This window comes from Kitasatospora sp. NPDC092286, from assembly GCF_044755565.1.
GTDB lineage: Bacteria > Actinomycetota > Actinomycetes > Streptomycetales > Streptomycetaceae > Kitasatospora.
Genome location: NZ_JBIVRD010000006.1, coordinates 85900 through 112546 on the forward strand (window position 1 = coordinate 85900; position 26647 = coordinate 112546).

General features: G+C 75.0%; 22 protein-coding genes. 8 read left to right on the forward strand and 14 right to left on the reverse strand.

The genetic code is table 11. From position 1 onward, the window contains the following. The first annotated feature begins 98 nt into the window (after positions 1 to 98). Positions 99 to 785: a copper homeostasis protein CutC gene (locus ACIQIB_RS08195; protein ID WP_400757283.1), complete on the forward strand. Its 687-nt coding sequence runs from the start codon at positions 99 to 101 to the stop codon at positions 783 to 785. Between the two features lie 76 nt (positions 786 to 861). On the opposite strand, the gene ACIQIB_RS08200 is transcribed toward ACIQIB_RS08195, so the two are convergent. Then, on the reverse strand, positions 862 to 2913 hold the full coding sequence (locus ACIQIB_RS08200) for a HelD family protein (RefSeq protein WP_400757285.1): 2052 nt from the start codon (positions 2911 to 2913) through the stop codon (positions 862 to 864). Positions 2914 to 3214: 301 nt separating this feature from the next. Here ACIQIB_RS08200 and ACIQIB_RS08205 point away from each other — a divergent pair, with 301 nt between their 5' ends. Next, the gene (locus ACIQIB_RS08205; RefSeq protein ID WP_363612584.1) at positions 3215 to 3427 is read left to right on the forward strand and encodes a hypothetical protein; all 213 of its coding nucleotides are present in this window, start codon (positions 3215 to 3217) and stop codon (positions 3425 to 3427) included. A gap of 35 nt (positions 3428 to 3462) precedes the next feature. Here the strand turns inward: ACIQIB_RS08205 and ACIQIB_RS08210 are convergent, their stop codons facing one another. Continuing rightward, positions 3463 to 5100, reverse strand: coding sequence for a DNA repair helicase XPB (locus ACIQIB_RS08210; protein WP_363612582.1), 1638 nt, complete (start codon positions 5098 to 5100; stop codon positions 3463 to 3465). Positions 5101 to 5355: 255 nt separating this feature from the next. Here ACIQIB_RS08210 and ACIQIB_RS08215 point away from each other — a divergent pair, with 255 nt between their 5' ends. After that, the gene (locus tag ACIQIB_RS08215; RefSeq protein ID WP_363612580.1) at positions 5356 to 5604 is read left to right on the forward strand and encodes a hypothetical protein; all 249 of its coding nucleotides are present in this window, start codon (positions 5356 to 5358) and stop codon (positions 5602 to 5604) included. 70 nt (positions 5605 to 5674) lie between these two features. Here the strand turns inward: ACIQIB_RS08215 and ACIQIB_RS08220 are convergent, their stop codons facing one another. Beyond that, complete coding sequence (locus ACIQIB_RS08220) at positions 5675 to 8182, reverse strand: helicase C-terminal domain-containing protein (protein ID WP_400757287.1); 2508 nt, start codon at positions 8180 to 8182, stop codon at positions 5675 to 5677. A 151-nt stretch (positions 8183 to 8333) separates the two neighbouring features. On the opposite strand from ACIQIB_RS08220, the gene ACIQIB_RS08225 reads away from it, so the two are divergent. Further along, positions 8334 to 9179: a hypothetical protein gene (locus ACIQIB_RS08225; protein ID WP_400757289.1), complete on the forward strand. Its 846-nt coding sequence runs from the start codon at positions 8334 to 8336 to the stop codon at positions 9177 to 9179. 100 nt (positions 9180 to 9279) lie between these two features. On the opposite strand, the gene ACIQIB_RS08230 is transcribed toward ACIQIB_RS08225, so the two are convergent. The 4 genes from ACIQIB_RS08230 to ACIQIB_RS08245 all read right to left on the reverse strand — a co-directional run bounded on the left by ACIQIB_RS08230 (position 9280) and on the right by ACIQIB_RS08245 (position 13282). Next, complete coding sequence (locus ACIQIB_RS08230) at positions 9280 to 10248, reverse strand: iron-siderophore ABC transporter substrate-binding protein (protein WP_363612574.1); 969 nt, start codon at positions 10246 to 10248, stop codon at positions 9280 to 9282. A 126-nt stretch (positions 10249 to 10374) separates the two neighbouring features. After that, a complete protein-coding gene (locus tag ACIQIB_RS08235; protein ID WP_400757291.1) occupies positions 10375 to 11211 on the reverse strand; it encodes an ABC transporter ATP-binding protein in 837 nt (278 codons plus the stop codon). Further along, positions 11211 to 12257 carry a FecCD family ABC transporter permease gene (locus ACIQIB_RS08240; RefSeq protein WP_400757293.1) on the reverse strand — a complete coding sequence of 349 codons (1047 nt, stop codon included), beginning with the start codon at positions 12255 to 12257 and terminating at the stop codon, positions 11211 to 11213. Before ACIQIB_RS08240 ends, ACIQIB_RS08235 begins: the two co-directional genes overlap by 1 nt. Next, the gene (locus tag ACIQIB_RS08245) at positions 12254 to 13282 is read right to left on the reverse strand and encodes an iron ABC transporter permease (RefSeq protein ID WP_363612568.1); all 1029 of its coding nucleotides are present in this window, start codon (positions 13280 to 13282) and stop codon (positions 12254 to 12256) included. Before ACIQIB_RS08245 ends, ACIQIB_RS08240 begins: the two co-directional genes overlap by 4 nt. 101 nt (positions 13283 to 13383) lie before the next feature. On the opposite strand from ACIQIB_RS08245, the gene ACIQIB_RS08250 reads away from it, so the two are divergent. After that, positions 13384 to 14019, forward strand: coding sequence for an HAD family hydrolase (locus ACIQIB_RS08250; RefSeq protein ID WP_363612566.1), 636 nt, complete (start codon positions 13384 to 13386; stop codon positions 14017 to 14019). 31 nt (positions 14020 to 14050) lie between these two features. Here ACIQIB_RS08250 and ACIQIB_RS08255 read toward each other — a convergent pair whose 3' ends face one another. Further along, positions 14051 to 14281, reverse strand: coding sequence for a hypothetical protein (locus tag ACIQIB_RS08255; RefSeq protein ID WP_363607906.1), 231 nt, complete (start codon positions 14279 to 14281; stop codon positions 14051 to 14053). Between the two features lie 498 nt (positions 14282 to 14779). Here ACIQIB_RS08255 and ACIQIB_RS08260 point away from each other — a divergent pair, with 498 nt between their 5' ends. Further along, positions 14780 to 15163, forward strand: coding sequence for a cold-shock protein (locus ACIQIB_RS08260; protein WP_363607905.1), 384 nt, complete (start codon positions 14780 to 14782; stop codon positions 15161 to 15163). A 69-nt stretch (positions 15164 to 15232) separates the two neighbouring features. Here ACIQIB_RS08260 and ACIQIB_RS08265 read toward each other — a convergent pair whose 3' ends face one another. From ACIQIB_RS08265 to ACIQIB_RS08280, 4 genes are all read right to left on the reverse strand, one after another. Further along, the gene (locus ACIQIB_RS08265; RefSeq protein WP_400757295.1) at positions 15233 to 16096 is read right to left on the reverse strand and encodes a 1,4-dihydroxy-6-naphthoate synthase; all 864 of its coding nucleotides are present in this window, start codon (positions 16094 to 16096) and stop codon (positions 15233 to 15235) included. Continuing rightward, positions 16089 to 16838 (reverse strand): futalosine hydrolase, encoded by a 750-nt coding sequence (locus tag ACIQIB_RS08270; protein WP_400757296.1) that lies wholly within the window; start codon positions 16836 to 16838, stop codon positions 16089 to 16091. The genes ACIQIB_RS08265 and ACIQIB_RS08270 overlap by 8 nt, the downstream gene beginning before the upstream one ends. Before the next feature lie 10 nt (positions 16839 to 16848). Then, the gene (locus tag ACIQIB_RS08275; RefSeq protein WP_400653698.1) at positions 16849 to 17382 is read right to left on the reverse strand and encodes a hypothetical protein; all 534 of its coding nucleotides are present in this window, start codon (positions 17380 to 17382) and stop codon (positions 16849 to 16851) included. A gap of 82 nt (positions 17383 to 17464) precedes the next feature. Continuing rightward, positions 17465 to 18826, reverse strand: a complete 1362-nt coding sequence (locus ACIQIB_RS08280) for an MFS transporter (protein ID WP_400653767.1) — start codon at positions 18824 to 18826, stop codon at positions 17465 to 17467. A 569-nt stretch (positions 18827 to 19395) separates the two neighbouring features. Between ACIQIB_RS08280 and ACIQIB_RS08285 the strand changes: the two genes are divergently transcribed. Together ACIQIB_RS08285 and ACIQIB_RS08290 are read left to right on the forward strand one after the other, a co-directional pair. Beyond that, positions 19396 to 20277, forward strand: coding sequence for a DUF3027 domain-containing protein (locus ACIQIB_RS08285; RefSeq protein ID WP_363607913.1), 882 nt, complete (start codon positions 19396 to 19398; stop codon positions 20275 to 20277). A gap of 183 nt (positions 20278 to 20460) precedes the next feature. After that, positions 20461 to 23775, forward strand: a complete 3315-nt coding sequence (locus ACIQIB_RS08290) for a sacsin N-terminal ATP-binding-like domain-containing protein (RefSeq protein ID WP_400757298.1) — start codon at positions 20461 to 20463, stop codon at positions 23773 to 23775. A 72-nt stretch (positions 23776 to 23847) separates the two neighbouring features. On the opposite strand, the gene ACIQIB_RS08295 is transcribed toward ACIQIB_RS08290, so the two are convergent. Beyond that, positions 23848 to 24090 carry a hypothetical protein gene (locus tag ACIQIB_RS08295; protein ID WP_363607900.1) on the reverse strand — a complete coding sequence of 81 codons (243 nt, stop codon included), beginning with the start codon at positions 24088 to 24090 and terminating at the stop codon, positions 23848 to 23850. A gap of 28 nt (positions 24091 to 24118) precedes the next feature. Further along, a complete protein-coding gene (locus ACIQIB_RS08300; protein ID WP_400757300.1) occupies positions 24119 to 26644 on the reverse strand; it encodes an HAD-IC family P-type ATPase in 2526 nt (841 codons plus the stop codon). Positions 26645 to 26647 lie beyond the last annotated feature (3 nt).

Here is a 26647-nt window from a genome sequence, read left to right on the forward strand (position 1 = left end):
GTGACGACCGGAGGACGGGCCGCGACCGGAGGGCAGGTCCCGGCCAAACGGCCGCAGGGGGCTCGCCGGGGGGCCGCGGGATGTGGCAGTCTACCGATATGTCTAGACCAATTCTCGAAGTCATCGCGCTGACGCCCCAGGACGCCCAGGCCGCCGAGTCGGGCGGCGCCGACCGGCTCGAACTGGTCACCGACATGGCCGCCGACGGGCTCACCCCGTCGGTCGAGGACTTCGCCAAGATCCGCGCGGCGGTGGACATCCCGCTGCGCGTGATGCTGCGGATCCGGGACGGCTTCGCGCCGGGCGACCTGGACGAGCTGCGCGCCCGCGCGGCCGCGCTCCGGGCCGAGGGCGCCGACGAGTTCGTCCTCGGCTTCCTGGACGCCGACGGCGCCGTCGACCTGGCCGCCACCGAGGCCGTCGCCGAGGCCGTGGCGGGCTGCCGCTGGACGTTCCACCGGGCGATCGACCACAGCGCCGACCGCGCCGCCGTGCGCGCCGCCGTCGGCGCGCTGCCCGGGCTGGACACCTTCCTGACGTCCGGTGCGGTCGGCGGCGTGGACGCGGGCCGAGAGGTGCTGCTGGCGGAGCTGGCCGCGGCCGGGAAGCCCGGTTACGGCCAGCGGATCCTGATCGGCGGCGGGCTGCGGGCCGAGCACCTGCTGAGCCTGCGGGCGGCCGGCTTCGACGCCTTCCACGTCGGTGGCGCGGTGCGCGTCGACGGGTGGCAGTCGCCGGTGGACGCGGGCAGGGTCGCCGAGTGGCGGGCGCTGATCGACGGCTGAGGGGTGGGTGACGGGTGACAACTGACAGATAACAGACTCTGTTATCTGTCAGTTGTCACCCGTCGTCCGGCTGTCGTCAGCGCAGCTGTTCGGGCAGCGGTTCGGCGTGCAGCACCGTGAGCCCCGAGACCGCGCGGGTGAGCGCCACGTACAGGCGCCGCAGGCCGGTCCGCCGGTCGGGCTCGCCGGCGATCACGGCGGCCGGCTCGTCGAGCACCACGTAGTCGTACTCCAGGCCCTTGGCCAGCGAGGCCGGGACGAGGGTCAGCCGGGCCTCCGCGCTGGTCTCGGCGCCGGGGGAGAGGTGCGGCAGACCTGCGGCGGCCAGCGCCTCGGCGAGCAGTGGGACGCGCTCGTCGGCGGCGATCAGGCCGGTCGAGCCCTCGTGCTCCAGCGCCCGGTGACAGGCCGCGATCACCGCCTCCGCCAGCACGCCCCGCTCGACCTGACGGATCGTCAGCGACCCGGGCGCCTCGCGGACCGAACTGGCCGGAGCCAGGCCCGGGGCGATCGCGGGCAGCAGCCGGGAGGCGTACGCGATGACCTCCTCCGGCACCCGGAAGCCCTTGGTCAACTCCTCGATGTGGGCGGCGGGTTTGCCCAGGTGGTGCAGGGCGTCCGGCCAACTGGCCGTCGCCCAGGGGGTGGTGCCCTGGGCGAGGTCGCCGAGGACGGTCGCCGAGCCGGTGGTGCAGCGGCGGCCGACCGCGCGGTACTGCATCGGGGAGAGGTCCTGCGCCTCGTCCAGCACCACGTGGCCCAGCGAGGGGGTGCGCTGCACCAGGTCGGTGGCCTCGTCGACCAGGACGGCGTCGGCGGCCGTCCAGCGGGCGGTCTTCACCGAGCGGCCGGGCCTGGGCCGGAGCACCGTCCGCTGCTCCTCGGGGGTGAGGACGCCGTCCGCGCACTCGGCCAGGAACTCCGGTTCGGAGAGCAGCCGCAGGACCAGCTTGGCCGGTTCGACCAGCGGCCAGCACTGCTTGACCACCGCCTTGACCGCCGGGTTGCGGGCCACCGCGTCCTGCACCCGGTCGTCGGGGGCCTCGCCGCCCTGCTCCATCTTCAGCAGCACGGTGTGCGCGATCCGCTGCGGCAGCGCGTCCCTGGCGGCACCGTAGCGGATCGCGCGGCCCTTCAACTCCTCGATGATCTCGACCAGTTCGTAGGCCGGTACGCGCCAGCGCCGGGAGCCGCGGACCACCACGCAGGGCTCGGTGGGCAGCGTGATGCCCGAGCGCACGGCCCGGCGCAGCACCTCGGCCATCCGGGCGTCGCCCTTCAGCCGGGCCGCCTCCGCGGTGTCCTCGCCCCGGACCTCGACATGCGCGACCAGCTGCTGCACGGTGGCCTGCGCCACCTCCAGCTCGCCCAGGGCGGGCAGCACCTGCTCGATGTAGGAGAGGAAGGCGTTGTTCGGGCCGATGACCAGCGTGCCGGTCCGGGCGAGGCGCTCGCGGTGCGCGTACAGGAGATAGGCGACACGGTGCAGGCCGACGGCGGTCTTCCCGGTGCCGGGGGCGCCCTGGACGCAGACCGTGCCGCTGATGTCGGCACGGACGATCTCGTCCTGCTCGGGCTGGATGGTGGCGACGATGTCGCGCATCGGCCCGACGCGGGGCTTCTCGATCTCGGCGGCGAGCAGGGCGGAGGCGGTGTCCGACTCGGCGGGGTCGGTGAGGTGCTCGTCCTCGTAGGCGGTCAGCTCGCCGCCGGTGTAGCCGAAGCGGCGGCGCCGCTCGACGTCCATCGGCGCGGTCCGGCTGGCCCGGTAGAACGGCTGGGAGACCGGCGCGCGCCAGTCGATCACCATCGGGTCGCCGTCGGCGTCGTGGACGTGCCGCCGGCCGATGTAGAAGTTCTCCCCTCCGCTGCCTTCGGACAGCTCCTCGCTGATCGCGTGCAGGTAGTCGAGGCGGCCGAAGAACAGCGGGGTGTGCGAGAGGTCGGCCAGGGCGGCGATCCGGGCCTCGATCTGCTTCTGGAGGACGATGGCGGTGACCCAGGTGCCGGTCACGTCGCGGATGTCCAGCGACTGGACGTCCTCGCGCATCGCTCGCAGCGCGGCCCTGGAGGCGGCCAGATGGTCGCGTTCGCGCTGGAGGGGGTCGGTGGTGGGGGTGGCGGGCACAGCGAACCTTCCCGGCTGCCCCGGAAGCGGGCGCAGCGGATCGTTGGAGCTCACAGTGGGTACAGCCGACCGGTTGCCGAACGGTCGGCGCCTCCCCCGGCTGCCTGCGGGACTCAGCAGGTACCACGGTTCGGGAGGGGGCAGACGAACGATCCTAGACCCGGTGGCCCCACGGTTCCACCCCCGGTTTCCCCGGACGGGGCCCTCAGGGCCTCCGTACATCGGGAGGACGACCTCCGTCCTGCCGGATACGGCCTTTGGGGTGATGTGTCCGGCGCGCCCGGGTTCTACCGTTGAAGACATGAGCACCGTACACATCACGGCGCCCCGGGCAGCGGCCACGACCCCCCGGGTGCCGACCCAGAAGTCCGTCGCCCGCCCCGCCGGAGCGACCGCCGCGACCGTCCCCGGCCGCCGCCGCAACCCGCTGGCCAGGGCCGTCCGCAACGTCGGCATCGCCCTGGACACCGCCGCGCGCGTGGTCTTCCTCGGGCGCGACGGCGTCGGGTACTGATCCTCGGCGGGTACGGACCGGCGGGTACGGACCCGCTAGAGCACGTCGTCCGCGTCGATGATGCGGTAGGCGTAGCCCTGTTCGGCCAGGAAGCGCTGGCGGTGGGCGGCGAAGTCCTGGTCGACGGTGTCGCGGGCCACCACGGAGTAGAAGTGGGCCGCGTGGCCGTCGGCCTTGGGGCGCAGGACGCGGCCGAGGCGCTGGGCCTCCTCCTGGCGGGAGCCGAAGGTGCCGGAGACCTGGATGGCGACGGTCGCCTCGGGCAGGTCGATGGAGAAGTTGGCGACCTTGGAGACCACCAGGACGCTGATCTCCTTGTTCCGGAAGGCCTCGAAGAGCTTCTCCCGCTGGGCGTTGCTGGTCTCGCCCTTGATCACCGGGGCGTCCAGGACCTCGCCGAGCTCGTCGAGCTGGTCGATGTACTGGCCGATGATCAGCGTCTGGTCCTTCTCGTGCTTCTTGACCAGGGCCTCCACCACCCGACGCTTGGTCGCCGTGGTGGCGCAGAAGCGGTAGCGCTCCTCGGGCTCGGCGGTGGCGTAGGCGAGCCGCTCGGTGTCGGTCAGGGTGACGCGGACCTCGCAGCAGTCGGCGGGCGCGATGTAGCCCTGCGCCTCGATCTCCTTCCAGGGCGCGTCGAAGCGCTTGGGGCCGATGAGCGAGAAGACGTCCCCCTCGCGGCCGTCCTCGCGGACCAGGGTGGCGGTCAGACCGAGGCGGCGACGGGCCTGGAGGTCGGCGGTGAACTTGAAGACGGGCGCGGGCAGCAGGTGCACCTCGTCGTAGACCACCAGGCCCCAGTTGCGGGCGTCGAAGAGCTCCAGGTGGGCGTAGACGCCCTTCCGCTTGGTGGTCATCACCTGGTACGTGGCGATGGTGACCGGGCGGATCTCCTTCTTCGTCCCGCTGTACTCGCCGATCTCGTCCTCGGTGAGCGAGGTGCGCTTGACCAGTTCGTGCTTCCACTGCCGGGCCGAGACGGTGTTGGTGACCAGGATCAGGGTGGTCGACTTGGCCTCGGCCATGGCCGCCGCGCCGACCAGCGTCTTGCCGGCACCGCAGGGCAGGACGACGACGCCGGAGCCGCCGTGCCAGAAGCCCTCGACGGCCTGGGCCTGGTACGGGCGCAGCTGCCAGCCGTTCTGGTCGAGCTCGATGGGGTGCGCCTCGCCGTCCACGTACCCGGCGAAGTCCTCGGCGGGCCAGCCGAGTTTGAGCAGCACCTGCTTGATCTGGCCGCGCTCGGACGGGTGGACGACGACGGTGTCGGGGTCGATCCGGGCGCCGACCAGCGGGGCGATCTTCTTGGAGCGCAGCACCTCCTCCAGCACCGGCCGGTCGGTGCTGGTGAGCACCAGGCCGTGGGTCGGGTGCTTGGAGAGCCGGAGCCGTCCGTAGCGGGCCATGGTGTCGGCCACGTCCACGAGCAGCGCGTGCGGTACCGGGTAGCGCGAGTACGTCACCAGGGCGTCGACCACCTGCTCGGCGTCGTGCCCGGCCGCGCGGGCGTTCCAGAGCCCGAGCGGGGTGATCCGGTAGGTGTGCACGTGCTCGGGGGCGCGTTCGAGTTCGGCGAACGGCGCGATGGTGCGGCGGCAGTCGGCGGCCTTGGGGTGGTCGATCTCCAGGAGAAGAGTTTTGTCGCTCTGGACGATGAGCGGTCCGTCGTTCACGCGGGGAAGCCCTCCACTGGCTGACACTGACAGGCTGGACTGATGACCGGCCGACCGGCCGGGTCGACCGGTTGGTCTGACCGGTTGGTCTGACCGGCTGGTCCGACGCAGACCCTCCAGTGTCGCGCATTTCGTGGCGGACGCGGGCGGCCACCGTGGTTCGGCCGCCTTCGAGGGGCCGGAGCCGCTGTCCGCCGCCCGGGCGGTCGGTGGGCCGGGCGGTAACCGGGGGGCCGCTCCGTCGTTGAGCCGGGCATGAACAAGTCGAAGCGCGTCCTCACAGCCCTCGCCCTCGCCGGTACGGCCTTCGCCGCCACCGCCTCCTCCGCCGGTTCCGCCCACGCCCTCGCGGGCCTCGGCGAGACCGGCGGCCCGTTCGCGGCCGGCGGGTTCCTGCTCGCCGATCTGGTCAGCGGCGGCAGCCTGCCGGTCGGCCAGAGCGAGATCGGCACGCTGGCCGATCAGGCGATCAAGGAGAAGATGCAGCAGGGGCAGGCGCACTGACCCGCTGCGGTGAGCAGGGCCCGCCCCGGGGAGCGGGCTCCGTCCCGGCGGCCGGGCTCCGTTCCGGCGGTCAGGCGGAGTCCTCCAGTTCGGCCACGCCGGTGATCCGGTGGAGGGCGAAGGTGCGGAGTTCGTCGGCGTGGTGGTCGAAGGCGGTGACGTAGCCGCCTTCGACCTTCACCGGGTCGATGATGCGCTGGCTGGCGAGGCCCTCGGCGTTGAGGTAGCCGATCCACATCCGCTCGCCGAGCAGGACGGCGGTCTGCAGAGCGGCGAGGGTCTCGGCCGCGGCGGTGCGCGGCAGCTGCCGCGGGTCGGGGGTGGGCTCGCGGCGGATGGCGGTGGCGGCGCGGTCGCCGGCCCGGATGGCCTTGATGGCGGCCGCGAGGAGAGTGTCGTCGGGCGTGGGCGGGCCGTCGGGGACGGGGACGGGGGCCGCGCGCGGCGGGGTGCGGTGGCGGTCCGGGCGGGTGATCAGGACATCGCCCTCGGCCGACTCGGCGGCGGGCGCGTAGCCCATGGTGCGCAGGGCGGCGAGCAGGGCGTCGGGGGCGGCCTGGGAGGCCAGGACGGTGGGGGCGAGCAGGCGCAGCCGCAGATCGACGGAGCGCCGGTCGGCCAGCACCTCGGCGAGCAGCGCCGGGTCGTCGCAGCGCAGGTACGAGGAGGCGGCGCCGACCCGCAGCACGCCGTGCCGGCGGGCGACGTCGTCGATCAGATAGGTGAGCGGCTGGGGTACGGGCGTGCGGGAGTGCTGCTCCAGGAAGACCTGCAGGTCGGCGGCGGTGCGGCCGGCGTCGAGCGCGCGGCGGACGGACTCCGGGGTGAACCGGTAGACGGTGGCGCCGCCCTTGGACTCGATGTCGGCGCAGAGCGCGAGGGCCTGGCCGAGCGGGGCGAGCAGCGGGCCGGGGGCGATCGCGGTGAGGTCCGGCTGGAGGATGACGTGGTCCAGCGGGCGCGGCAGCAGCGGGGCGAGCACCTCGGCCGGGTCGGCCTCGGCGGTCAGCAGGGCGCGGGCGGGGGCGGCGAGGGCGCCGCGGCCGGTGACACCGAGGAGTTCGGCCTCGGCGAGGGTCCAGGCGGTGAGGTCGTCGCGCAGATCGCGGCCCTCGCCGGTGGCCGGGCCGCCGCGCAGCGGGCGCTGCCAGCGCAGGGTGGGCAGCAGTTCGTCGGCGGTGGCGGGGGTGCCGGGCGGCAGTTCGGCGAGCAGGGCGAGAGTGGCCCGGCGGACGGACGGGGCCAGGGTGCGGTCGAGTTCGGGGCCGAGCGCGGCCCGCGGCTTGCCCTTGCCGTCCGGGCTGCCGGTGAGGGCGGCGACGCGGGTGGCGGTGAGCCAGCAGCCGGCCAGCCGGGCCCAGCGTCCGGCGGTGTCCTGCTGGAGCCAGGCGTCGTACCCGGGGGTGGGGGCCCAGCGTTCGTCGGCCTCACCGTCGGGGGCCAGCAGGCCCGCGGTGTAGGCGAGTTCGAGCCAGAAGGCGGCCTGGCGCTCGGTGGTTTCGAGGGCCTGGGCGGTGCGCTTGAGGTCGCGGACGCCGACGCCGCCGGCCCGCAGGGTGGCGGGCGGGGTGAGGCCCCAGAGGTCGAGCAGTTCCTCGACGATCCGGACGGCGGTGTGGGCCTGGCCGGCGGCGGCACTGTCCACAGCCTGTGGATCGCGCGGTGGAGCGTCGGGTACGGGCTCGGGCTGGACCGGTTCGGTCATGCGGTGGGTGCGGCCGCCGCGCAGGTGCAGAGCGAGTTCGCGGGGCAGCACGACGCTGCCGGGGCTGGTGGGCAGCAGCAGACCGCGGGCGAGCAGCCACTCGACCGGGCTCTGCGCGTCCTCGGCGGTGACCGGGCGGGTGGCGTCCGGGACGGTCCCGGTGGGCGGGCCCCAGACCAGGCGGTCCAGCAGGCGCAGGGCCGGTTCGGGGGCGCCGGCGAGCAGGGCGTCGCAGCGGGCGCGGTCGGTGAGCAGCGCGGTGAGCGCGGCGACGGCGGTGACCGGGTCGGGGGTCGCGGGCAGGCCGGCGGAGGCGAGCAGTTGCTGCAGCCGGGCCGGGGACATTCCGGGCGTGGCCTCGGCGAGGGTCGGGCCGAGGCCGGTGCGGCCGGGGTTGGCGGCGGTCGGGGTGAGGGCCTCGCGGACCGCGATGACCAGGCGCAGTCCGTTGTCGGGGCCCCAGAGCAGGGCGCGGTCGCGCAGTGTGGCGAGGGCCCGGGGGAGGGCGGCGGCGACGGCGGCGCGGTCGGCGGTGGTGAGCGGGGTGGCGCCGGGGTGCGGCTTCACCTTGGCGGGGCCGGCCAGCAGGGTCCGGACGGTGGCGAGCGACGCGCCGTCGGGGGCGGCGGCCAGGGCCTCGGCGACCTGGAGGGTGAACCGGTCGAGGCGTTCCAGGGCGCGCAGCGCGGAAGCACGGGAGGAGAGCCGGGCGGCGAGCTGGGTGAGGTCGCCGGGGACGGGATTGAGCAGGTCGGGGCGGGACCGGAGCAGGGCGGCGAGGTCGTCGTCGGGGCGGGTGCGGAGCTCCTCGGCGAGGGTGCGGGGGCCGGCGGCGGACTTCCCGGGGCGTTGGGGGCCCTGCGATGTGGTCATTCGACCTAGGTTAGTCGCGTCGGGTGGCGGTGCGGGATGAGTCGCGGGCGGCTGTCGATCATCCGGGCGGCCCGGGCTCGCGTGGGCGGGGGCCGGATGGGTAGCGTCACGATCGGCGGGGACGGGCTCGGGCAAGGCGGGGTGTTGGGTGATGTCGGACGGCGAGTGGTGGCGTAAGCGCGGGCCGTGGAGCGAGCCGCCGGGCGGAGGCGGGCCGGCGGACGGGGACAGTGTGTACGCGGCCGGGCCGCCCGGTGTGCCGGGGATGCCGTCCGTCCCGCCGGCCCCCGCGGCTCCGCCCAGGGTGTCGGAACCGTTCGGCGAGACGTCCGAGGGGCCGCTCGCGGGGTCGTCGGCCGGTGCGGACGCTCCGCCGGCGTCGCAGCTGTACTCGGCGGACCCGGGCGGCTGGGACCTCGTGATGCTCAACTTCTCGGACGCGCCGCAGGCGCCCCCCAAGCCGATCCCGGAACAGCGGACGCCCGCGGAGGACACGCCGGACCCGGCGCCAGCCGAGGAGACGGCAGCGGGGAAGGCGGCGGGGAAGGGCGGGCGCAGGAACAAGAGGAAGGCCAGGGCCAAGTCCGGGAGCGAGGGCGGCGGGGCCCCGGCGGGGGCGCCGCGGCAGAGCGTGCTGGCCGGCCGCCGCCCGTCGCCGTTGCTCCTGCTGTCCTCGGTGACGCTGGTCGGCGGTGCGGTCGTCGGGCTGGTCCCGGCGCTGCTGGTGGGCTGGGCGCTCGGCTACCTGTCCCGTCAACTGACCGACTTCACCCGTAAGTTCGCCATTCTCGGCATTCCGCTGATCACGATGAGCGCGACCACCGTCTGGTTCTGGGGCCGCGCCCAGGGCCGCTGGGGCGAGGCGCTTCAGCCGGGCGAGCAGGTCGGCCAGGTGACCTGGTCCGCGGCCCCCGGGGCGCTGCGGGTGGCGGCGGTGCTCTCCGCGCTGTTCCTGCTCGGGGTGGCCATGCGGCGGGCGGCCCGGACGGAGGGCTGAGGCCGGGGCCTCGCGTGCCGCGCCTACCGGCTGTTCTCGCCGGTCCCCGTCCGCGCCGATCACGGGTGGAGCCGGACGGGCGGCACGCGGCCGGCCAGGCCTACGCCCCCAGAAAGCGCTGGAGCTGGGCGAGGACGAAGTTGGCGCCGGTGTAGCCGATGCCCTGGAACCAGAGCTGGTCGTCGACGGGGAAGGCCCGGTGGGCGTGGACGGCGCCGAGGGCCTGCCAGCCGGGGCTCGCCAGGGTGGCGGTGGTGCCGGCCCGGCCGGGGTTGCCGTAGGTGGCGTAGAGCAGCAGGTCGCCGTCGGCCCTGGCGATCTGGTCCAGGGGGATCTCGATGTCGGCCTGGTCGACGTTCTGGGCGTCCGGGCGGCCGAGTTGGACGTCGGTGAGCAGGGTGCCGGGGAAGCTCTGTTTGCCGTACAGCCGGATGCCGCCGCCCTCGACGAAGCGGACGAGGCTGATCTTCCGGCCGGACGCCTTGGCGCCGGCCAGCGCCTGGATCACCTGGGAGACGTGCCGCTGGTAGGCGCCGGCGAAGGCGGTGGCCGCGTTCTGACGGCTGAGCGCCTGGGCGTGCAACTGGACGTTGGCCTTCCACGGGGCGCCGGTGGTCTGGGTGAGGACGGTGGGGGCGATCTGCCGCAGCGTGTCGTAGCGGTCGCCGTCCCGGGCCTGGTTGGAGAGGATCAGGTCGGGACGCACGGCGCGGATCGCGTCGAGGTCCGGGGCGCCGGGAGCGCCGACCGGGGTGATCCCGGCGACCCGGGAGGCGGGCCAGTAGTCGGGGAACGTGGGGTCGACGGCTGCCCGGGCCGCGCCGACCGGGGTGATGCCGAGGGTCAGCGCGGAGTCGAGTTCGGCGGTGTCCAGGGTGACGACACGCATCGGCGCGCCCGGTACCGTCACCGGGCCCATCGCGGTGTTGACGGTGACGGCGGGCAGCGGGGTGGGGGAGAGGACACCGGCGGCGTTGTCGGCGAGCGGGGTGCCGCGCCGCGCGGTGCACCCGGTGAGGGCGGCGCCGCCGAGCCCGGTGAGCAGGGTACGGCGGGTGATCGGGGGCATCGGCGGTCCTCGGACGGGGGCGAACGGGCGGCGGCGCGTCGATTATGTCCGAAATGATGCTATGCGTCCTCGTCTGCGGCCTGTGGCGCGCCCCCCGCCGGTCGTGCCGTGGCCGTGCCGTGGCCGTCAGGCGTCCGCCTTCACCGCCCACGGCGAGCCCGGGACGACCAGGGGTGTGCCGGTGACCGGGTCCGGCACGACCACCGAGTCCAGCCCGAAGACCTCCCGGACCAGCTCCGCCGTGACGACCTCGCCCGGCGCGCCCTGGGCGACGATCTGCCCGTCCCGCATCGCGACCAGGTGGTCGGCGTACCGGGCGGCCTGGTTGAGGTCGTGCAGCACGGCGACCACCGTCCGGCCGCGTTCGACGTTGAGCCGTCGTACCAGGTCCAGGACCTCGACCTGGTGGGCGATGTCCAGGAAGGTGGTCGGCTCGTCCAGCAGCAGGATGTCGGTGCCCTGGGCGAGCGCCATCGCGATCCAGGCCCGCTGGCGCTGCCCCCCGGAGAGCTCGTCCACACTGCGTTCGGCCAGCTCGGCGGTCGACGTCCGCTCCAGTGCCTCGGCCACCGCCTCCTCGTCCTCCGCCGACCACTGCTGCCACCAGCTCTGGTGCGGCTGGCGGCCGCGCGAGACCAGGTCGGCCACCGAGATGCCCTCGGGCGCGGTCGGGGACTGCGGCAGCAGCCCGATCCGCTGGGCGATCCGCTTGGTGGGGATCCGGGCCAGCTCGGCGCCGTCCAGCAGTACCGCGCCCCGGACGGGCTTCAGCAGCCGGCCGAGCGCGCGCAGCAGGGTGGACTTGCCGCAGGCGTTCGGGCCGACGATCACCGTCACCCTGCCGTCGGGAATCCGCAGGTCCAGCCCCTCGGCGACGGTACGCGCCTCGTAGGCGAGGGTCAGGCCCCGGGCTTCGAGGCGGTGGTCGGGCGCCGGGCCGGCGGGCACCAGGTGATCGGGCATCAGGAACCTCCACGGCGGGATCGGACGAGCAGCCACATCAGGTACGGCGCGCCGACCAGGCCGGTCACCACGCCGACCGGCAGTTCGGTGGGCGCGAGCAGCCGTCGGGCCAGCAGGTCGGCCAGGACGACCACCAGCGCGCCGGTCAGCGCCGAGCAGAGCAGCGGGATCTGCGCCGAGCGGGCCAGCCGCAGGGCGATCTGCGGGGCCATCAGCGCGACGAAGTCCACCGGCCCGGCCGCGCCCGCCGCGCACGAGGCCAGCACGATGCCGAGCAGCGCCATGCCGAGCCGGATCCGGTCCAGCCGCAGGCCGAGCCCGACGGCGGTGGTGTCGTCGAAGGAGATCGAGCGCTGTGCCCGCGCCGCCCAGAGCGCCACCGGGACGGCGGCCAGCAGCACCTGGGCCAGCCAGCCGGCCTGGTCGTAGCCGGAGCCGTTGAGGCTGCCGGTCATCCAGACCTTGGCGGCCTGCGCCTGGAAGCCGTCGCCCTTGGTGAGGAAGACCGAGGTGAGCGAGGAGAGCGCGACGCTGATGCCGATGCCGATCAGTACGAAGCGCTGGGCGTGCAGGCCGCGCCGCCAGGCCAGCGCGTACACCAGCAGGCCGGCCACCAGCCCGCCGGCCACCGCCGCGTAGGGCACCTGGCCGGTGGAGCCGACCACGCCGTACGCCATCAGGCCGACCACCGTGGCGGTGGCGCCCCAGGAGACGCCGACCACGTCGGGGCTGGCCAGCGGGTTGCGGGCGACGGTCTGGATCAGCGCGCCGGCCAGCCCGAGGGCGGTGCCGACCAGCAGACCGACCACCACCCGGGGCAGCCGGAACTCGCCGACCACCAACTGGTGCGCGCTCGGCTGCCCGAGCACCACCTTCACCACCTCGGCGGGCGAGACGGTGGACTCGCCGAGGCAGAGCGAGGCGACGACGGTGACGGCCAGCGCCAGCAGCAGACCGGTGGCCACGAACGCGGAGCGGCGGTGCAGCAGGAAGGAGGCGCGGCCGGCCCGCAGCACGGTGTACCCCCGCAGCGCGACGGAACTCATGCCGCCACCACCTTCCGGCGGCGGACCAGGGCGACCAGCACCGGCACCCCGACCAGTGCGGTCATCACACCGGCAGGCACCTCGGAGGGCGGGAAGAGCACCCGGCCGAGCGCGTCGGCGAGCAGCAGCAGCGCCGGGCCGAGCACGGCGGAGAAGGCGAGTACCCAGCGGTGGTCGGCGCCGGCCACCGCGCGGGCGGCGTGCGGGACGGCGAGGCCGACGAAGGCGATCGGGCCGGCCGCGGCGACCGCCGAACCGGTCAGCACGGTGGCGCCGAGCGCGCCGACCGCCCGGACCAGCCCGGTCTTCGCGCCGAGCCCCCTGGCGGTGTCGTCGCCGAGCGCCAGCGCGTCCAGCCCGCGCGCCACCGCGAACACCAGCACCGTGCCGACCAGCAGGAACGGCATCAGCTGCCAGGCCACGTCGGCGGTGCGCCCGGAGAGCGAACCGACGTGCCAGAAGCGGAACCGGTCCATGGTGGCCGCGTCGGTGGTGAGCACCAGGGTGTTGAGCGAGGCGATGAACGCGGACATCGCGGAGCCGGCCAGCGCCAGCTTGATCGGGGTCGCCCCACCCCGCCCGCGCCCCGCCAGCCCGTACACCAGCACGGTGGCGATCACCGCCCCGGCGAAGCCGAACCAGACGTAGCCGGTCAGGGAGGAGATCCCGAACCCGGAGATCGCCACCACTACGCCGGCCGCCGCGCCCTGGCTGACGCCGAGGATGCCCGGGTCGGCGATCGGGTTGCGGGTGATGCCCTGCATGACGGCGCCGGCCAGGCCGAGCGCGGCGCCGACCGCGAGGCCGACCACCGTCCGCGGCACCCGCAGCTCGCGGACGACCACGGCGTTGGTGCTGTCCCCGCCGTGCAGCAGGGCGTCGACGGTCTCACTGAACGGGATGGTGCGGCTGCCGACCGCCAGGCTCAGCAGCACCGCGGCGACCAGCACGGTCAGCGCGGCGGCGAGCCACAGTGCGCGGCGGCGCAGCAGGCGCCGTTTGCCGGGCGCGGTGGTGTCGGTCATGGCTCTCTCTCGCAGATAACTGAGGCAAACCTAAGTTCCGCGGAGAAGCCGGGGCAAATCACCCCCGTGTCCATGGTGGACGGGTTGGATAACCTGGCGGTATGCCCTCGACCCCGCCTGCCGCCCCGCTCACCGTCGGCTTCGACCTCGACATGACGCTGCTCGACACCAGGCTCGGCATCCGGGCCACCTATCTCGCGCTCTCGGCCGAGACCGGCACGTACATCGACGCCGACCTGGTGGTCACCCGGCTCGGCCCGCCGCTCCTGGACGAACTGGGCAACTGGTTCCCGGCCGACCGGCTGCCCGGCATCGCCGACCGCTACCGCACGCTCTACCAGGAGCACGCCTTCGCCCCCACCGTCGCCCTGCCCGGCGCCCACGCGGCGGTCGAGGCGGTCCGCGCGCACGGCGGCCGGGTCGCGGTGATCACGGGCAAGTACGAGCCGAACGCCCGGCTGCACCTGGAGCACGCGGGTCTGCACGCCGACGCGCTGGCCGGCGACCTGTGGGCGGAGACCAAGGGCGACGCGCTGCGCGAGCACGGTGCGACGGTCTACGTCGGCGACCACCTCGGCGACATCCGGGGCGCCCGGCACGCGGACGCGGTCGCGGTGGGCGTGGCCACCGGCCCCTACCGCGCGGACGAACTGCTGGCGGCGGGCGCGGACGCGGTGCTGGCCGACCTGACGGAGTTCCCGGCCTGGCTGGCCGGGCACCTGGCGGAGACGCTCTAGCGCCAGGGCCGGAGCGGGTGCCGCCGGGCGGTCAGGCCCCGACCCGGCGGCGCTGGGCGCGGGCCGAGAGCAGCAGGCCGGCCAGGGCGAGCAGGAAGCCCAGCGGCATCAGCATGCTCAGCCAGTACGCGGCCGTCGGCAGCGGGGTGAGGTGCAGGAACAGCGGGACGAAGGTGACCAGGGTGGCGAGCGCGCCCAGCCCGAAGACGATCGCTCCGGCCTTGACGTAGGCGTCGCCGTGGTCGGCGCTCTGGCTGCTCACTCTGGTCGCTCCTCTGCGGTCGGTCCTTCCCCCAGTCTGGCAGAGCGCCCGGACCGGTCGGTCGGAGCGTCCGGTCCGACCCGGCAGGGCGTCCGGTCCGACCGGCCCGCGGACCGCTTCGCGGACGGGCGGTCCGGTCACGTTGTGCAGTTTCCCGGCAGCTGGGAGTTTTGATCCCTGTTGAGCGGGGGTATGCAGGCTGTGCCGAGGGGTGCGACAAGTGCGCCCCGTCTCCTCAGACCGGGGGTGTGAGCCAGTGGACTGCGCCGCGTCGCGCCCCGGCCATGCCAGTACCGGGTCACCCGTGGCCGTCAGAGCCCCGCACGGATCTTTCGCGGAACGCGGATGAGGCAGTGACGGACCGTTAGTCTGCTTTCTACAGCGTGCTGACCACGAGCGCCCACCGGGCGTGCACGGAAGGTCGGCCCGCCCTCCCACCACCCAGTGATCCCCGGCCAGGGCCGGGATCCCTCACACCCACATCGAGGACTGTTCGAGATGCCCACCGGCCAGGTCAAGTGGTTCAACGAGACGAAGGGCTTCGGCTTCCTGTCGCGCGACGACGGCGGCGACGTCTTCGTCCACACCAAGGCGCTGCCCGCCGGTGTCACCGCGCTGAAGCCGGGCCAGCGGGTCGAGTTCGGCGTGGTCGCGGGCCACCGGGGCGACCAGGCGATGGCCGTGCAGCTGCTGGACGCACTGCCGTCGGTGGCCGCCGCCCAGCGCAAGAGCGCCGACGACATGGCGCCGATCGTCCAGGACCTGATCACCACGCTGGACGCGGTGCTGCCAGGCCTCCAGCACGGCCGTTACCCGGCCAAGCCGACCGGCCAGAAGCTGGCCGGCCTGCTGCGCGCGGTGGCGGACCAGTTCGACGTGTAGCCCCGCCCGGGCGCCCGGCTGGTCGGGCGCCCGGTCCTTGGGCGTCGGACCGGTCGGGCGTCGGACCGCTCAGAAGTCGAGCGCGCCCGGGGCGAGCGGGGGCACCAGCCCCTCGGCGGCGGCCCGGGTGAGCAGTGCGCGCACGGCCGCGTAACCCTCCTCGCCGAGGTCCGCGGTGAACTCGTTCACGTACAGCCCGATGTGCTGCTCCGCGACGGCCGGGTCCATCTCCTGCGCGTGCGCCAGCACGTACTCCCGGCCGGCCCGCGGGTCCGCCCAGGCCTGCCGGACGGAGGCGCGGATCGCCTCGCCGATCGCCCGCAGCCGCTCGGCGCCGAGCGAGCGCCGGGCGATGATCGCGCCGAGCGGGATCGGCAGGCCGGTCTCCCGCTCCCAGGCCTCGCCCATGTCGGCGAGGCTGTGCAACCCGTACTGCCGGTACGTGAAGCGGGCCTCGTGGATCACCAGGCCGGCGTCCACCCGGCCGTCCCGGACGGCGGGCATGATCTCGTGGAACGGCAGGACGACGATCTTCCCGAGCCCGCCGGGCACCGCCCTGGCCGCCCAGAGCCGGAACAGCAGGTAGGCGGTGGAGCGTTCGGAGGGCACCGCGACGGTCCGGCCGCTGAGGTCCGCCGGCTCCGGGGTCTCGTCGGCGGGGCCGGGGCGGGTGAGCACCAGGGGCCCGCAGCCCCGGCCGAGCGCGCCGCCGCAGGGCAGCAGGGTGTACTCGTCCAGCACCCAGGGCAGCGCGCCGTAGCTGATCTTGAGGACGTCCAGCTCGCCGCGTTCGGCGAGGCCGTTGGTGATGTCGATGTCCGCGAAGGTGACCTCGGGGGCCTCCGCGCCCGGCACCAGGCCGTGGGCCCAGGCGTGGAAGACGAAGGTGTCGTTCGGGCACGGCGAGTAGGCGATGCTCAGCCGTTCAGCCACGGCCGGCCTCCTTGAGCAGCTCGGGGTACGGGAGTTCGGCGAAGGCCCGTTCCAGCGTGGCCAGCGCCTCGCCGATCCGCCAGGCGGCCCGGTCGCGCGGGCCCACCGGGTTGGAGACGGTGCGCAGTTCGAACGCCGGCACCCCGTGCCGGGCGGCCGCCTCGGCCACCCCGAAGCCCTCCATCGCCTCGGCCACCGCGCGGGGGTGGCGGGCGGTCAGGGCCGCGGCGCGGTCGGCGCCGCCGGTCACCGTGGAGACGGTGAGCACGGTGCCGGTGACGGCCCCCAGTGCCTCGGCGGCGCGGGCCACGGCGGCGGCGGGCGGGGTGTGCCGGACGGTGCCGAAGCCCAGTTCGGTGACGTCGGCGAAGCCCTCGGGGGTCTCGGCGCCCAGGTCGGCGGCGACGATCGCGTCGGCGACCACGGTGGCGCCCACCGGCGCGTGCGGGGCGAAACCGCCGCCGATGCCGGCCGAGACGGCCAGCCCGTAGCGGCGGGCGCCGAGCGCGGCGGACGCGGCCGAGGCGGCGGCGGCCGGGCCGACCCCGCCCGCCAGGACGTCCACCGTCACGCCCGAGGAGTGCTCGGCGCGGTGCAGTTCACCGCCCGGTACCGGCAGCGGGCGGGCGGTGCCGGCCAGGCCGCGCAGCACCGCCTCCGCCTCGGCCGGCACCGCGACGACGACGAGCAGCCGGGCCCGCTCGGGGCTCGACCGCTCGTCGGGGAAGGCGTGTGCGGTCATCGGGTGACCGTCAGGCGTCCTTGGTGTTCAGCTGGAAGTACCAGACGCCGTAGATGGCGTCGGGCTGCTTCGGGTCGGCCTCGACCACGGTGATCAGGGTCTTGCCGGAGGCGTTCAGCGCCTTGGAGGCCGGCACCATGCCCGAGAAGGTCGAGTTCTTGGCCGAGGAGGCCAGGATGAAGCGGCCGCCCTGGCTCGTCTGGCCGCCGTTGGTGTTCGCCCACCAGCCGCGGTCGGAGACGGTCGGGGTCACGCCGACGCCGATCCGGTCGCTGGCGACCACGTCGGACTTGGGGAGCCTGCCCTCGTCCAGGGCCTTGCTCGCCTTGTCCTGGCAGTCCTCCTGCTGCTGGTCCGTGAGCGGCTTGCCGTCGTTGAAGCAGAACGGCTCCGCCTCGGTCGAGGAGGTACCGACGGTGAGGGTCGCGCGGTGGTCGCTGGGCGCGGTCTGGCCCGTCGCGTAGGCGATGGACCCGCCGACCGTGCCGGCGCCGATCACGACGACGGCGCCGACGGCGGCGATGACACGGGTGCTGAGGCTCATGCGTCAGAGGCTACCGGGCTTTGCCGGTCACGCTACGCGGGGGTCGGCAACCGCGTGTTGTACCCGGGCGGGGGAGCCCCGCTCAGGCGACCCGGGGCGTGGCCGCCCGGTGGCGCAGCCCCACCTTGAACAGGCTGCGGACCGTCCAGAGCAGCACCACGCCGACCACCCCGGCGGCCACCGAGAGCCCCAGCGCGCCGTCCAGCGGCAGCAGGATGCCGACCGCGCCGCCGGCCACCCAGGACAGCTGGAGCAGCGTCTCCGAGCGGGCGAAGGCCGAGGTCCGCACCGCCTCCGGGACGTCCCGCTGGATCAGCGCGTCCAGCGCCAGCTTTCCCAGCGAGGCCGCCACCCCGGCCGCCCCGGCGACCACCACCACCGTCACCACGCCGTACCAGAGCGCGGCCGCGGCCGTCGCGCAGGTCGCCAGCAGGATCATCGCGGTGATCGTCGCCTCGGTGCCCCGGGTGCGCAGCCACGAACCCAGCACCGAGCCCAGCGCGTTGCCCGTCCCTGCCGCCAGCGCCACCAGGCCGAGCGCCAGGGTCGGCCGCAGGCCGCCGACCGGATCGTCACGGAGCAGGAACGCCAGGAACATCACCAGGAAGCCGACCAGCCAGCGCAGCGCCGACATCGCCCGCAGCGCGAGGATCACCGACGGGCCGACCGTGCGCAGGGTGGCCTTCGGCGGCTGTACGGCGGCGGCCCCGCCGTCGGCGGGCGGCAGGGTGCCCCCGGGTGCCTCGGCGTGCAGGACGGCGCGCTGCTCGCCCTTGGCGGAGTCCACCGCGTGCGGCAGGTGGAAGGCCATCAGGGTGCCGATCACGAAGACCAGGAAGGCGCCGCGCAGCGGCCAGCCCGGGCCGATCAGATGAAGCAGCCCGCCCACCCCCGCCGCGACGCCGGTGGCCAGCAGCCCGGCCAGGGTGACCCGGGAGTTGGCCTTCACGAGCGACAGCCGGCTCGGCAGCAGCCGGGGCACCACGACGCTGCGCACCACCCCGTACGCCTTGGACGCCACCAGGACGCCCAGCGCCTCCGGGTAGAGGGCCAGCCCACCGCCCGCCATCGTGCTCGCCATCGTCCACGCCAGCACCGCGCGGGCCAGCATCGACATCGCCATCGCGGCCCGGCGGCCGTGCGGCAGCCGGTCCAGCAGCGGGCCGATCACCGGGGCCAGGACGGCGAACGGCGCCATGGTGATCAGGAGGTAGAGCGCCACCCGGCCACGGGCCTCGCCGGTCGGCACGGAGAAGAAGATGGTGGACGCCAGCGCGACGGTGATCAGCATGTCGCCGAAGGAGTTCAGCGCGTGCAGTTCGATCAGTTTGGCCAGGCCCGACTCGCCGGCGCCCTCGGCGGAGGTCGCCTTGCGGATCCGGCGGCCGGTGCCGTGCACCACCCGCCCGGTCTGGACGCCGGCGGCGGAGGCGGAGCGGACCAGGAAGTTGCGGCGGGGTCCCTCGGTCGCGTCGGCCCCGTCGGCCCCGTCGGCCCCGTCGGCCTCGTCGGTCCCGTCCGGCGCGGCGGGATCCGCCGGATCCGCGGGAGAGCCCGCAGGGCGCCGGCCGGGTGCGGGCGCCCCGGATGCGCCCACTGGCGGCGGTTCACCCGCGCCGAGGGCCGAAGACTGCTGTCGCGGCACGGCGTCCGCCTCGTCGGGGCTGCCTGCCTGCGAGGGGCGCAGTGCGTGCTGCGACGGGTGTTCGTCCGCCACAAGCCCATCCTGCCCCAGAATCGGGAACGCAACGCGGGATTCCGCTCCGCTCGGCGCGGCCCGATCGGCCCCGGCGGACGCCCCGGACTGTGCCGGGTGGCCGCCCGGCGGGTAGCCTGCCCAAGGTCCGCCCGAAGGCCCCGCCGGTGCCGGCCGGACGGACGGGCGGCGCGGCCGGTACCCGCAGCGGCCCGTGGTCGCGCAGAATGGACGAGGGACACCAAGCCGCGACGGACCATGCAACACGCCGTGGGCAACAGAAGAACTGGGAGAGAATCGACGCCGTGAGTGCTGCGATGCGAAGCCGTACCCCCGATCGGCTCTGTGCCGAGGCCGTCGAACTCGCCCGGCAGGCAGCGGACGAGGCCGTCGGACCGGAAACCGTAGGGGCGCACCTCGGTGTCCAGGCGGACGCCGACCGCGTCGTCACCCACACCTTCGAGTGCCTCGACGCCGCCTACCGAGGCTGGCACTGGGCCGTCACCGTGGCGCGCGCCCCGCGCGCCAAGAACGTCACCCTGGACGAGGTCGTGCTGCTGCCCGGTCCGGACGCCGTCCTCGCACCGCAGTGGGTGCCGTGGAGCGAGCGGCTGCGCCCCGGCGACATGGGCCCGGGCGACCTGCTCCCCACCGACGCCGACGACCTGCGCCTGGAGCCGGGCTGGACCGGCGAGGACGAACTGGCGCCGAACTCCGCGGTCGCGCTGGCGGCCGAGGAGGACGTGGTCGTCACCGACCCGCACATCCAGCCCGCCCCGGCCCGCGCCCAGATCAGCGCCGTCGCCGAGGAGCTCGGCCTGGGCCGCAGCCGGGTGCTCTCCCGGCTCGGCCTGCACCTCGCCGCCGACCGCTGGGAGAAGACGCACGGCGCGCAGACCCCGATGGCACAGGCCGCCCCCGCCTCCTGCAACAGCTGCGGCTTCCTGATCCCGATCGGCGGCTCGCTCGGCCAGGCCTTCGGCGTCTGCGGCAACGAGTTCGGCCCGGCCGACGGCCAGATCGTCTCCTTCGCGTACGGCTGCGGCGGGCACTCCGAGGCCGCCGTCATCCCGGCCCCGCCGGCGCCGTCCGAGCTGATCCTGGACGAGCTGGTGGTCGAGCCGCTGCAGCTCCACCCGGACCGCCTGTCGGGCTCGGTCGAGCCGGACGCCCCCGCCGAGGAGCTCGGTCACTCCTGAGCCCGTACCGCCCGCGGCCCGCCCACCCCCGAGGTGCGGCGGGCCGCGGCGTGTCCGGCCCGGCGGGTGCGGCCCGCGGGGGCGCGGCCGGTGTGCCGGAGCCCGTCGCGGTCGGGAGCACTGCCCGGGGCAGGGAAGAATGCCCCCGTACGAAGTACAGGGCGGCGGAAGGTGGCAGGTCCAGTGGAACCTCGGATCATCGGCAGCGGCACGGGCGGACACCTCGCGGACCTCTTCGGCAGTGCCGGGCTGCGCCGCCGGGTGCTGGACGCCTGGGCCGCCTCCCCGGCCCGGTTCCGGGAGGACGCCAACGCCGAGGAGGAGCTCGCCCTCGGCGGTTACCGCGACCGGCTGGTCGTCGAGTTGGCGCAGAACGCCGCCGACGCCGCCGTCCGGGCCGGCGGCGGTCCCGGCCGGCTGCGGCTCACCTTCGCCGGTGGTGTGCTCGCCGCGGCCAACACCGGCGCCCCGCTGGACGCCGCCGCCGTCGAGTCGCTGTCCACCCTGCGCGCCTCGTCCAAGCGGGACGCGGCCGGCCCCGAGGCGCCCACCGTCGGCCGGTTCGGCGTCGGCTTCGCCGCCGTCCTCGCCGTGACCGACGAGCCCGCCGTGCTCGGCGCCGCAGGCGGGGTGCGCTGGTCGCTGGGCGAGGCCCGCGCGCTGGCCGAGGAGCAGCCCGCGCTGGCCGAGGAGCTGCGCCGCCGGGACGGCCATGTGCCGCTGCTGCGCCTGCCGTTCGCGGCCGAGGGCCCGGCCCCCGACGGATACGACACCGTGGTCGTCCTGCCGCTGCGCGACGCCGCCGCCGAGGACCTCACCCGCCGGCTGCTGGCCGGTATCGACGACGCCCTGCTGCTCACCCTCCCCGGCCTCGCCGAGGTCGTGGTGGAGACCCCGGACGGCACCCGCACGCTCACCCGCTCCGCCGCCGAGCCGCGCCCGGACGGGGTCGTCGAGGTCACCGTCACCGACGACGCCGGCGGGCGGTCCCGGCGGACCGTCTGGCAGACCGCCGGAGCCTCCGGCCCGCTGGACGCCGCGCTGCTCGCCGACCGCCCCACCGAGGAACGCGCCCGCCCGCACTGGACGGTGACCTGGGCCGTCCCGGTCGCCGCCGACGGCACCCCGCAGCCGACCGGCATCGAACCGGTGCTGCACGCCCCCACCCCCAGCGACGAGCCGCTCGGTCTGCCCGCGCTGCTGATCGCCTCCTACCCGCTGGACTCCACCCGTCGGCACGTCGCCCCCGGCCCGCTCGCCGACTTCCTCACCGAGCGCGCCGCCGACTGCTACGCCGACCTGCTGCGCGCCCGTGGCGGCGACCTGGGCTCGCTCGGCCTCGTCCCCGGCCCGCTGGGCCAGGGCGCGCTGGACAACGCGCTGCGGGCCGCCGTCCTCGGCCGGCTGCCCGGCACGCCGTTCCTGCCGCACCCGACGCCCGTCGAGGAGGGCACGCCCGCGCTGCGCCCCCGGGACGCCACGCTGCTGGAGGGCGCGGACGGTTCGGTGGTCGAGGCGCTGGCGCCGATCTTCCCCGGGCTGCTGCCGGCCGGCCTGGAGCGCCGCAGCGAGCTGCGGGTGCTGAACGTGCGCCGGGTCCCGCTCGCCGAGGTGGTCGACCAGCTCGGCGGTCTGGACCGCGAGCCCGCCTGGTGGCGCAACCTGTACGCGGCGCTCGGCGCGGCCGACCCGGAGGCGCTTGGCGCGCTGCCCGTCCCGCTCGCCGACGGGCGGACGGTCACCGGTCCGCGCCGCGTCCTGCTGCCCTCCGAGGACGCCGACTGGGCCGCCTACCCCGGCTACCCCGAGTCGCTGGCCGGCGCGCTCGCCCTGCTCGACCTGCGGCTCGCCCACCCCGAGGCGGCCCACCCGCTGCTCGCCAGGCTCGGTGCGGCCACCGCCACCCCGGCCGGCGTCCTGGACACCCCCGAGGTGCGGGCCGCCGTCGCCCGCTCCTACGAGCTGGCCGAGGACGACCTGGACGCCGCCGTGGACCTCGCCGACTCGGTGCTCGCCCTGGTCAGGGCGGCCGCCCCGGCGGCCGGGGAACACCCGTGGCTGGCCCGGCTGGCGCTGCTGGACGACGAGGGCGAGCCGGCCCGCGCGGGCGAGCTGATCCTGCCCGACAGCCCGTTCGCGGCCCTCGCCCGGGAGGACGAGGCCGGGTGGGTGGACGACGAGCTGCTGGACCGCTGGGGCCCCGAAGTCCTCACCGCCGTCGGCGTGCTGGCCGACTTCGTCCTGGTCAGGGCCGAGGACGTGGTGCTCGACCCGGACGACCTGGAGCGGCTCGACCCGACCGTCCCCGCCGACCGCGCCGCCGGCGGCCACCCCACCGGGCTGCTCGACGAGGCGCCCGACGGGCTGGCCGAATGGGCCGAGGACGCCCTGGAGGCGCTGCACGCCGACGACGCCGACACCGCGGGCGTCCCGCCGGTCGCCGCCGAACTGCTGGCCGTCCGCGACCTCGACCTGGTGGACGACGACGCCTGGCCGCAGGCGCTGGCCGCGCTCGCCCGGCCGCCGTACCGGGACGCGGTGGTCAACCCCGTCCGCACCCTGCTGCCGGACGGCTCCTACACCGACCTGCCGCCGTACACGGCCTGGTGGCTGCGCGACCACCCGGTGCTGGACGGCCGGGAGCCGGCCGGTCTGCGCGCGGCCGGGGCCGACCCGCTGCTGCGCGGCCTCTACGAGGAGGCCAGGACCAGCCTGGACGAGCAGTTCCTGCACGCGCTCGGCGTGCGCACCACGCTGACCGCGCTGCTGGCCGAACCGCACGGCCCGGACGAGGTGCTGGACCGGCTCGTCGACCCGGCGTCCGAGATCGGCCACCGCCAACTGCACGGTATCCACAGCGCGTTGGCCCGCGTGCCGGTCGAGCGGATCGACCCGCTGGACGTGGTGCGGGCGTTGCCGCCACTGGATCCGGGCACCGGCCGCCGCCCGGCGCACACGGTGATCGTCGACGCCACCGAGGTGGTCGTCGCCGACGCCCCCGACCTGGTCCAACTGCTGCACCCGTACCCGCTGTTGCCGGTGGCCCCGGCACTCGCGGCCGACCTCGCCGAGCGGCTGCACGTCTCGCTCGCCAGCGAGGTGGCCGGCGGCCGGGTGCTCTCCGAGGGCCGGCTGCACCGCGTTCCGGCCGTGGTCCGCGAGCTGCTGCCCGGCTGCCCGGTCGCCTACGAGGAGCACGACGAGCTGCTGGTGGTCGGCCCGGACGGCAACGAGGCGGCCGTGGACTGGCGTTGGGACACCTCGGCGGACACCCCCGAGGCGCCGTACGACCCGGACGAGGCCGAAGCGGCGGACGAGGACGACGAGTTCGAGCTGCCGCCGGTGCCCGGGCTGCTGCACGCCGCCACTCCGGAGGGGCTGGCGGCCGGTCTGGCCTGGTCGGTCGGTCAGTGGCACCGCCGGTTCGAGGTGCTGGCCGCGCTCACCGAGCCCGACCGGGCCTACGAGCTGTCCGCCGCCCGGGACTTCGAGGGCTGACGCGGGCTCCTGGCGGTTCCTGGCGCACCGGGCCGGTCAACTGCCGCGCCGGTCGGCCTCGGTGCCCTGGCCCTACGGCCGGTCGTCTCCCGGCCCGGGGCGGCGCCGGCCGGCCCGGGGCAGCAGCCGGCGGTAGATCCCGACCGTGCTGCTCAGCCAGGCCGTCACCATCAGCACCTTGGCCGCGTCCCGCTGCCAGGGGGCCGGCTCGATCAGCGCGCCGATCCCCGCCAGCGCCAGGGCCAGCAGCCCGACCGTCAGCACTCCGCCGAGGAAGGCGGTGAACGCCTCCAGCTCCCTGCCACCGCGCGCCATTCGGCCCCCTTCCCGGGGCCATCATCCGCTATTCGGCCGACTTCCGCCGCATGATCCGCCAGACCACTTCCAGCATCAGACCGGCCGTCACGGCGATGCCGACGCCGACCAGAGGGTCGCGGGTGCCGACCAGCGAGAGCTGGAAGAAGTCCGACAGCCAGGGCACCAGCAGCACCAGGGCGAACGCCCCGCCCATCGTCCCGATCAGCAGCAGCCGCCACCAGTTGTACGGGCGGGCCACGATCGCCAGCACCCAGATCGCGACCAGGAACAGCGTCAGGGTGGCGACGCTGCTGTCGGCCTTGAGGTCGGTGGCGTGGTCGGACCGGGCCAGCGCGTACGCCGTGAAGGTCGCGGTACCGGCGATGATCCCGCCCGGGACGGCCAGCCGCAGCACCCGCTTCACAAAGCCGGTCCTGGCCCGCTCACTGTTGGGCGCGAGCGCCAGGAAGAAGGCCGGCACGCCGATGGTGAGGGTGGAGAGCACGGTGGAGTGGCGGGGGAGGAACGGGTACGGCGAGTGGGCGCAGATCACCAGCAGGGCGAGCAGCACCGAGTACACCGTCTTCACCAGGAAGAGGCCGGCCACCCGCTCGATGTTGCCGATCACCCGGCGGCCCTCGGCGACCACCGAGGGGAGGGTGGCGAAGGAGTCGTCGAGCAGCACGATCTGGGCGACGGCCTTGGTCGCGTCGCTGCCGGTGCCCATGGCCACGCCGATGTCGGCGTCCTTGAGCGCCAGCACGTCGTTGACGCCGTCGCCGGTCATCGCCACGGTGTGCCCGCGCGACTGCAGGGCGCCGACCAGCTCGCGCTTCTGCTGCGGGGTGACCCGGCCGAAGACGGTGGTCCGCTCGGCGGCGTCGGCGAACTCCTCCGGCTCGGCGGGCAGCGTCCGGGCGTCCATCGGGTGGTCGGCGCCGGGCAGGCCGAGGTGGGAGGCGACCGCGCCGACCGAGACGGCGGCGTCGCCGGAGATCACCTTGGCCTGGACCTGCTGCCCCTCGAAGTAGCGCAGGGTGTCGGCGGCGTCCTCGCGCAGCCGCTGCTGGAGCACCACCAGGGCGAGCGGCCGGAGGTCGGCGGCCGGGTCCGGGGCGTCCAGCGGGACGGTGGTGCGGCCGAGCAGCAGCACCCGCAGGCCCTTGGCGCCCAGCTCGTCCACCTCGGCGAGGGCGGGGTGCCCGGCGGGCAGCAGGACGTCGGGCGCGCCGAGCAGCCAGCTGGCCTCGCCGCCCTGCGGCTCCAGCAGCTGTACGCCGCTCCACTTGCGGGCGGAGGAGAACGGCATCGCCTCGATCACGCGCCAGCCGCCGGCCGCGGTGTTGCCGCCGGTGCCGTTTCCGTCGCCGCTGCCGGCGCCGTCACCGCTGCCGTAGGCGTCGATGACGGCCTGCATGGACGGGTTGGGCCGGGCGTCGGCGCCGGCCATCACCGCGAGCGCCCGTTTGATCGTCTCCGCCTCGTCCGGGCGGTCCTGGCCGCTCCGGCCGGCCTGGTCCTCCTGCTCGTCCTGGCCGCCCTGGCCGTCGGCCAGGACGCGCAGGTCGATGACGTCCATGCCGCCCTCGGTGAGGGTGCCGGTCTTGTCCAGACAGACGGTGTCCACCCGGGCCAGCCCCTCGATCGCGGGCAGCTCCTGCACCAGGCACTGCTTGCGGCCGAGCCGGACGACCCCGATCGCGAAGGCGACGGAGGTCAGCAGGACCAGTCCCTCGGGCACCATCGGCACGATGCCGGCCACCATCCGGCGAACGGCCTCCCGCCAGTCGCGCCCCTCGACCGCCAGCTGGCTGATGATCAGCCCGATCGCGGTCGGCACCAGCAGCCAGGTGATGAACCGCAGGATGCTGTTGATACCGCTGCGCAGCTCCGACTTCACCAGGGTGAACCGGCTGGCCTCCTCGGCCAGCTGCGCCGCGTACGCCGCGCGGCCGACCTTGGTGGCGGTGAAGGCGCCCGCGCCGGCCACCACGAAGCTGCCGGACATCACCTGGTCGCCGGGCTGCTTGAGGACGGAGTCGGGCTCGCCGGTGAGCAGGGACTCGTCGATCTCCAGGCCGTCGGCCTCGGTGACCTCGCCGTCGACGATCACCTTGTCGCCGATGCCGAGCAGCACGGTGTCGTCCAGCACGATCCCGCCGACGGCGATCTGCTGGACCGTGCCGTCCCGGCGGACCTGCGGTCTGGCCTCGCCGATCAGCGCGAGGCTGTCCAGGGTCTTCTTGGCGCGCAGTTCCTGGATGATCCCGATCGCCGTGTTGGCCACGATCACCAGGCCGAACAGGCCGTCCTGGAGCGGTCCGACGATCAGGATGATCCCGAACATGACGCCGATGAGCGCGTTGAACCGGGTGAAGACGTTGGCCCGGACGATCTCCCGGGTGGAACGGCTGGACCGGACGGGCACGTCGTTGACGTCCCCCCGCGCGACCCGTTCGGCGACCTCGGCGGAGGTCAGCCCGCCTCGCCGACCGGGCAGCAGCCCGAGTGGGTGGGCGCCGTCGGGCCGGTCTCCGGGCGTCTCTTCCTCGGGATGCGCTGGGTGCGTCATGGC

Bases quoted from the DNA above. Each gene is read 5' to 3' on its own strand.
- ACIQIB_RS08225 (WP_400757289.1), top strand. From the start codon at position 8,334: ATGTCGGACGGCGAGTGGTGGCGTAAGCGCGGGCCGTGGAGCGAGCCG.
- ACIQIB_RS08195 (WP_400757283.1), top strand. From the start codon at position 99: ATGTCTAGACCAATTCTCGAAGTCATCGCGCTGACGCCCCAGGACGCC.
- ACIQIB_RS08245 (WP_363612568.1), bottom strand. From the start codon at position 13,282: ATGACCGACACCACCGCGCCCGGCAAACGGCGCCTGCTGCGCCGCCGC.
- ACIQIB_RS08230 (WP_363612574.1), bottom strand. From the start codon at position 10,248: ATGCCCCCGATCACCCGCCGTACCCTGCTCACCGGGCTCGGCGGCGCC.
- ACIQIB_RS08205 (WP_363612584.1), top strand. From the start codon at position 3,215: ATGAGCACCGTACACATCACGGCGCCCCGGGCAGCGGCCACGACCCCC.
- ACIQIB_RS08250 (WP_363612566.1), top strand. From the start codon at position 13,384: ATGCCCTCGACCCCGCCTGCCGCCCCGCTCACCGTCGGCTTCGACCTC.
- ACIQIB_RS08215 (WP_363612580.1), top strand. From the start codon at position 5,356: ATGAACAAGTCGAAGCGCGTCCTCACAGCCCTCGCCCTCGCCGGTACG.
- ACIQIB_RS08220 (WP_400757287.1), bottom strand. From the start codon at position 8,182: ATGACCACATCGCAGGGCCCCCAACGCCCCGGGAAGTCCGCCGCCGGC.
- ACIQIB_RS08240 (WP_400757293.1), bottom strand. From the start codon at position 12,257: ATGAGTTCCGTCGCGCTGCGGGGGTACACCGTGCTGCGGGCCGGCCGC.
- ACIQIB_RS08260 (WP_363607905.1), top strand. From the start codon at position 14,780: ATGCCCACCGGCCAGGTCAAGTGGTTCAACGAGACGAAGGGCTTCGGC.
- ACIQIB_RS08275 (WP_400653698.1), bottom strand. From the start codon at position 17,382: ATGAGCCTCAGCACCCGTGTCATCGCCGCCGTCGGCGCCGTCGTCGTG.
- ACIQIB_RS08300 (WP_400757300.1), bottom strand. From the start codon at position 26,644: ATGACGCACCCAGCGCATCCCGAGGAAGAGACGCCCGGAGACCGGCCC.
- ACIQIB_RS08270 (WP_400757296.1), bottom strand. From the start codon at position 16,838: ATGACCGCACACGCCTTCCCCGACGAGCGGTCGAGCCCCGAGCGGGCC.
- ACIQIB_RS08235 (WP_400757291.1), bottom strand. From the start codon at position 11,211: ATGCCCGATCACCTGGTGCCCGCCGGCCCGGCGCCCGACCACCGCCTC.
- ACIQIB_RS08285 (WP_363607913.1), top strand. From the start codon at position 19,396: ATGCGAAGCCGTACCCCCGATCGGCTCTGTGCCGAGGCCGTCGAACTC.
- ACIQIB_RS08295 (WP_363607900.1), bottom strand. From the start codon at position 24,090: ATGGCGCGCGGTGGCAGGGAGCTGGAGGCGTTCACCGCCTTCCTCGGC.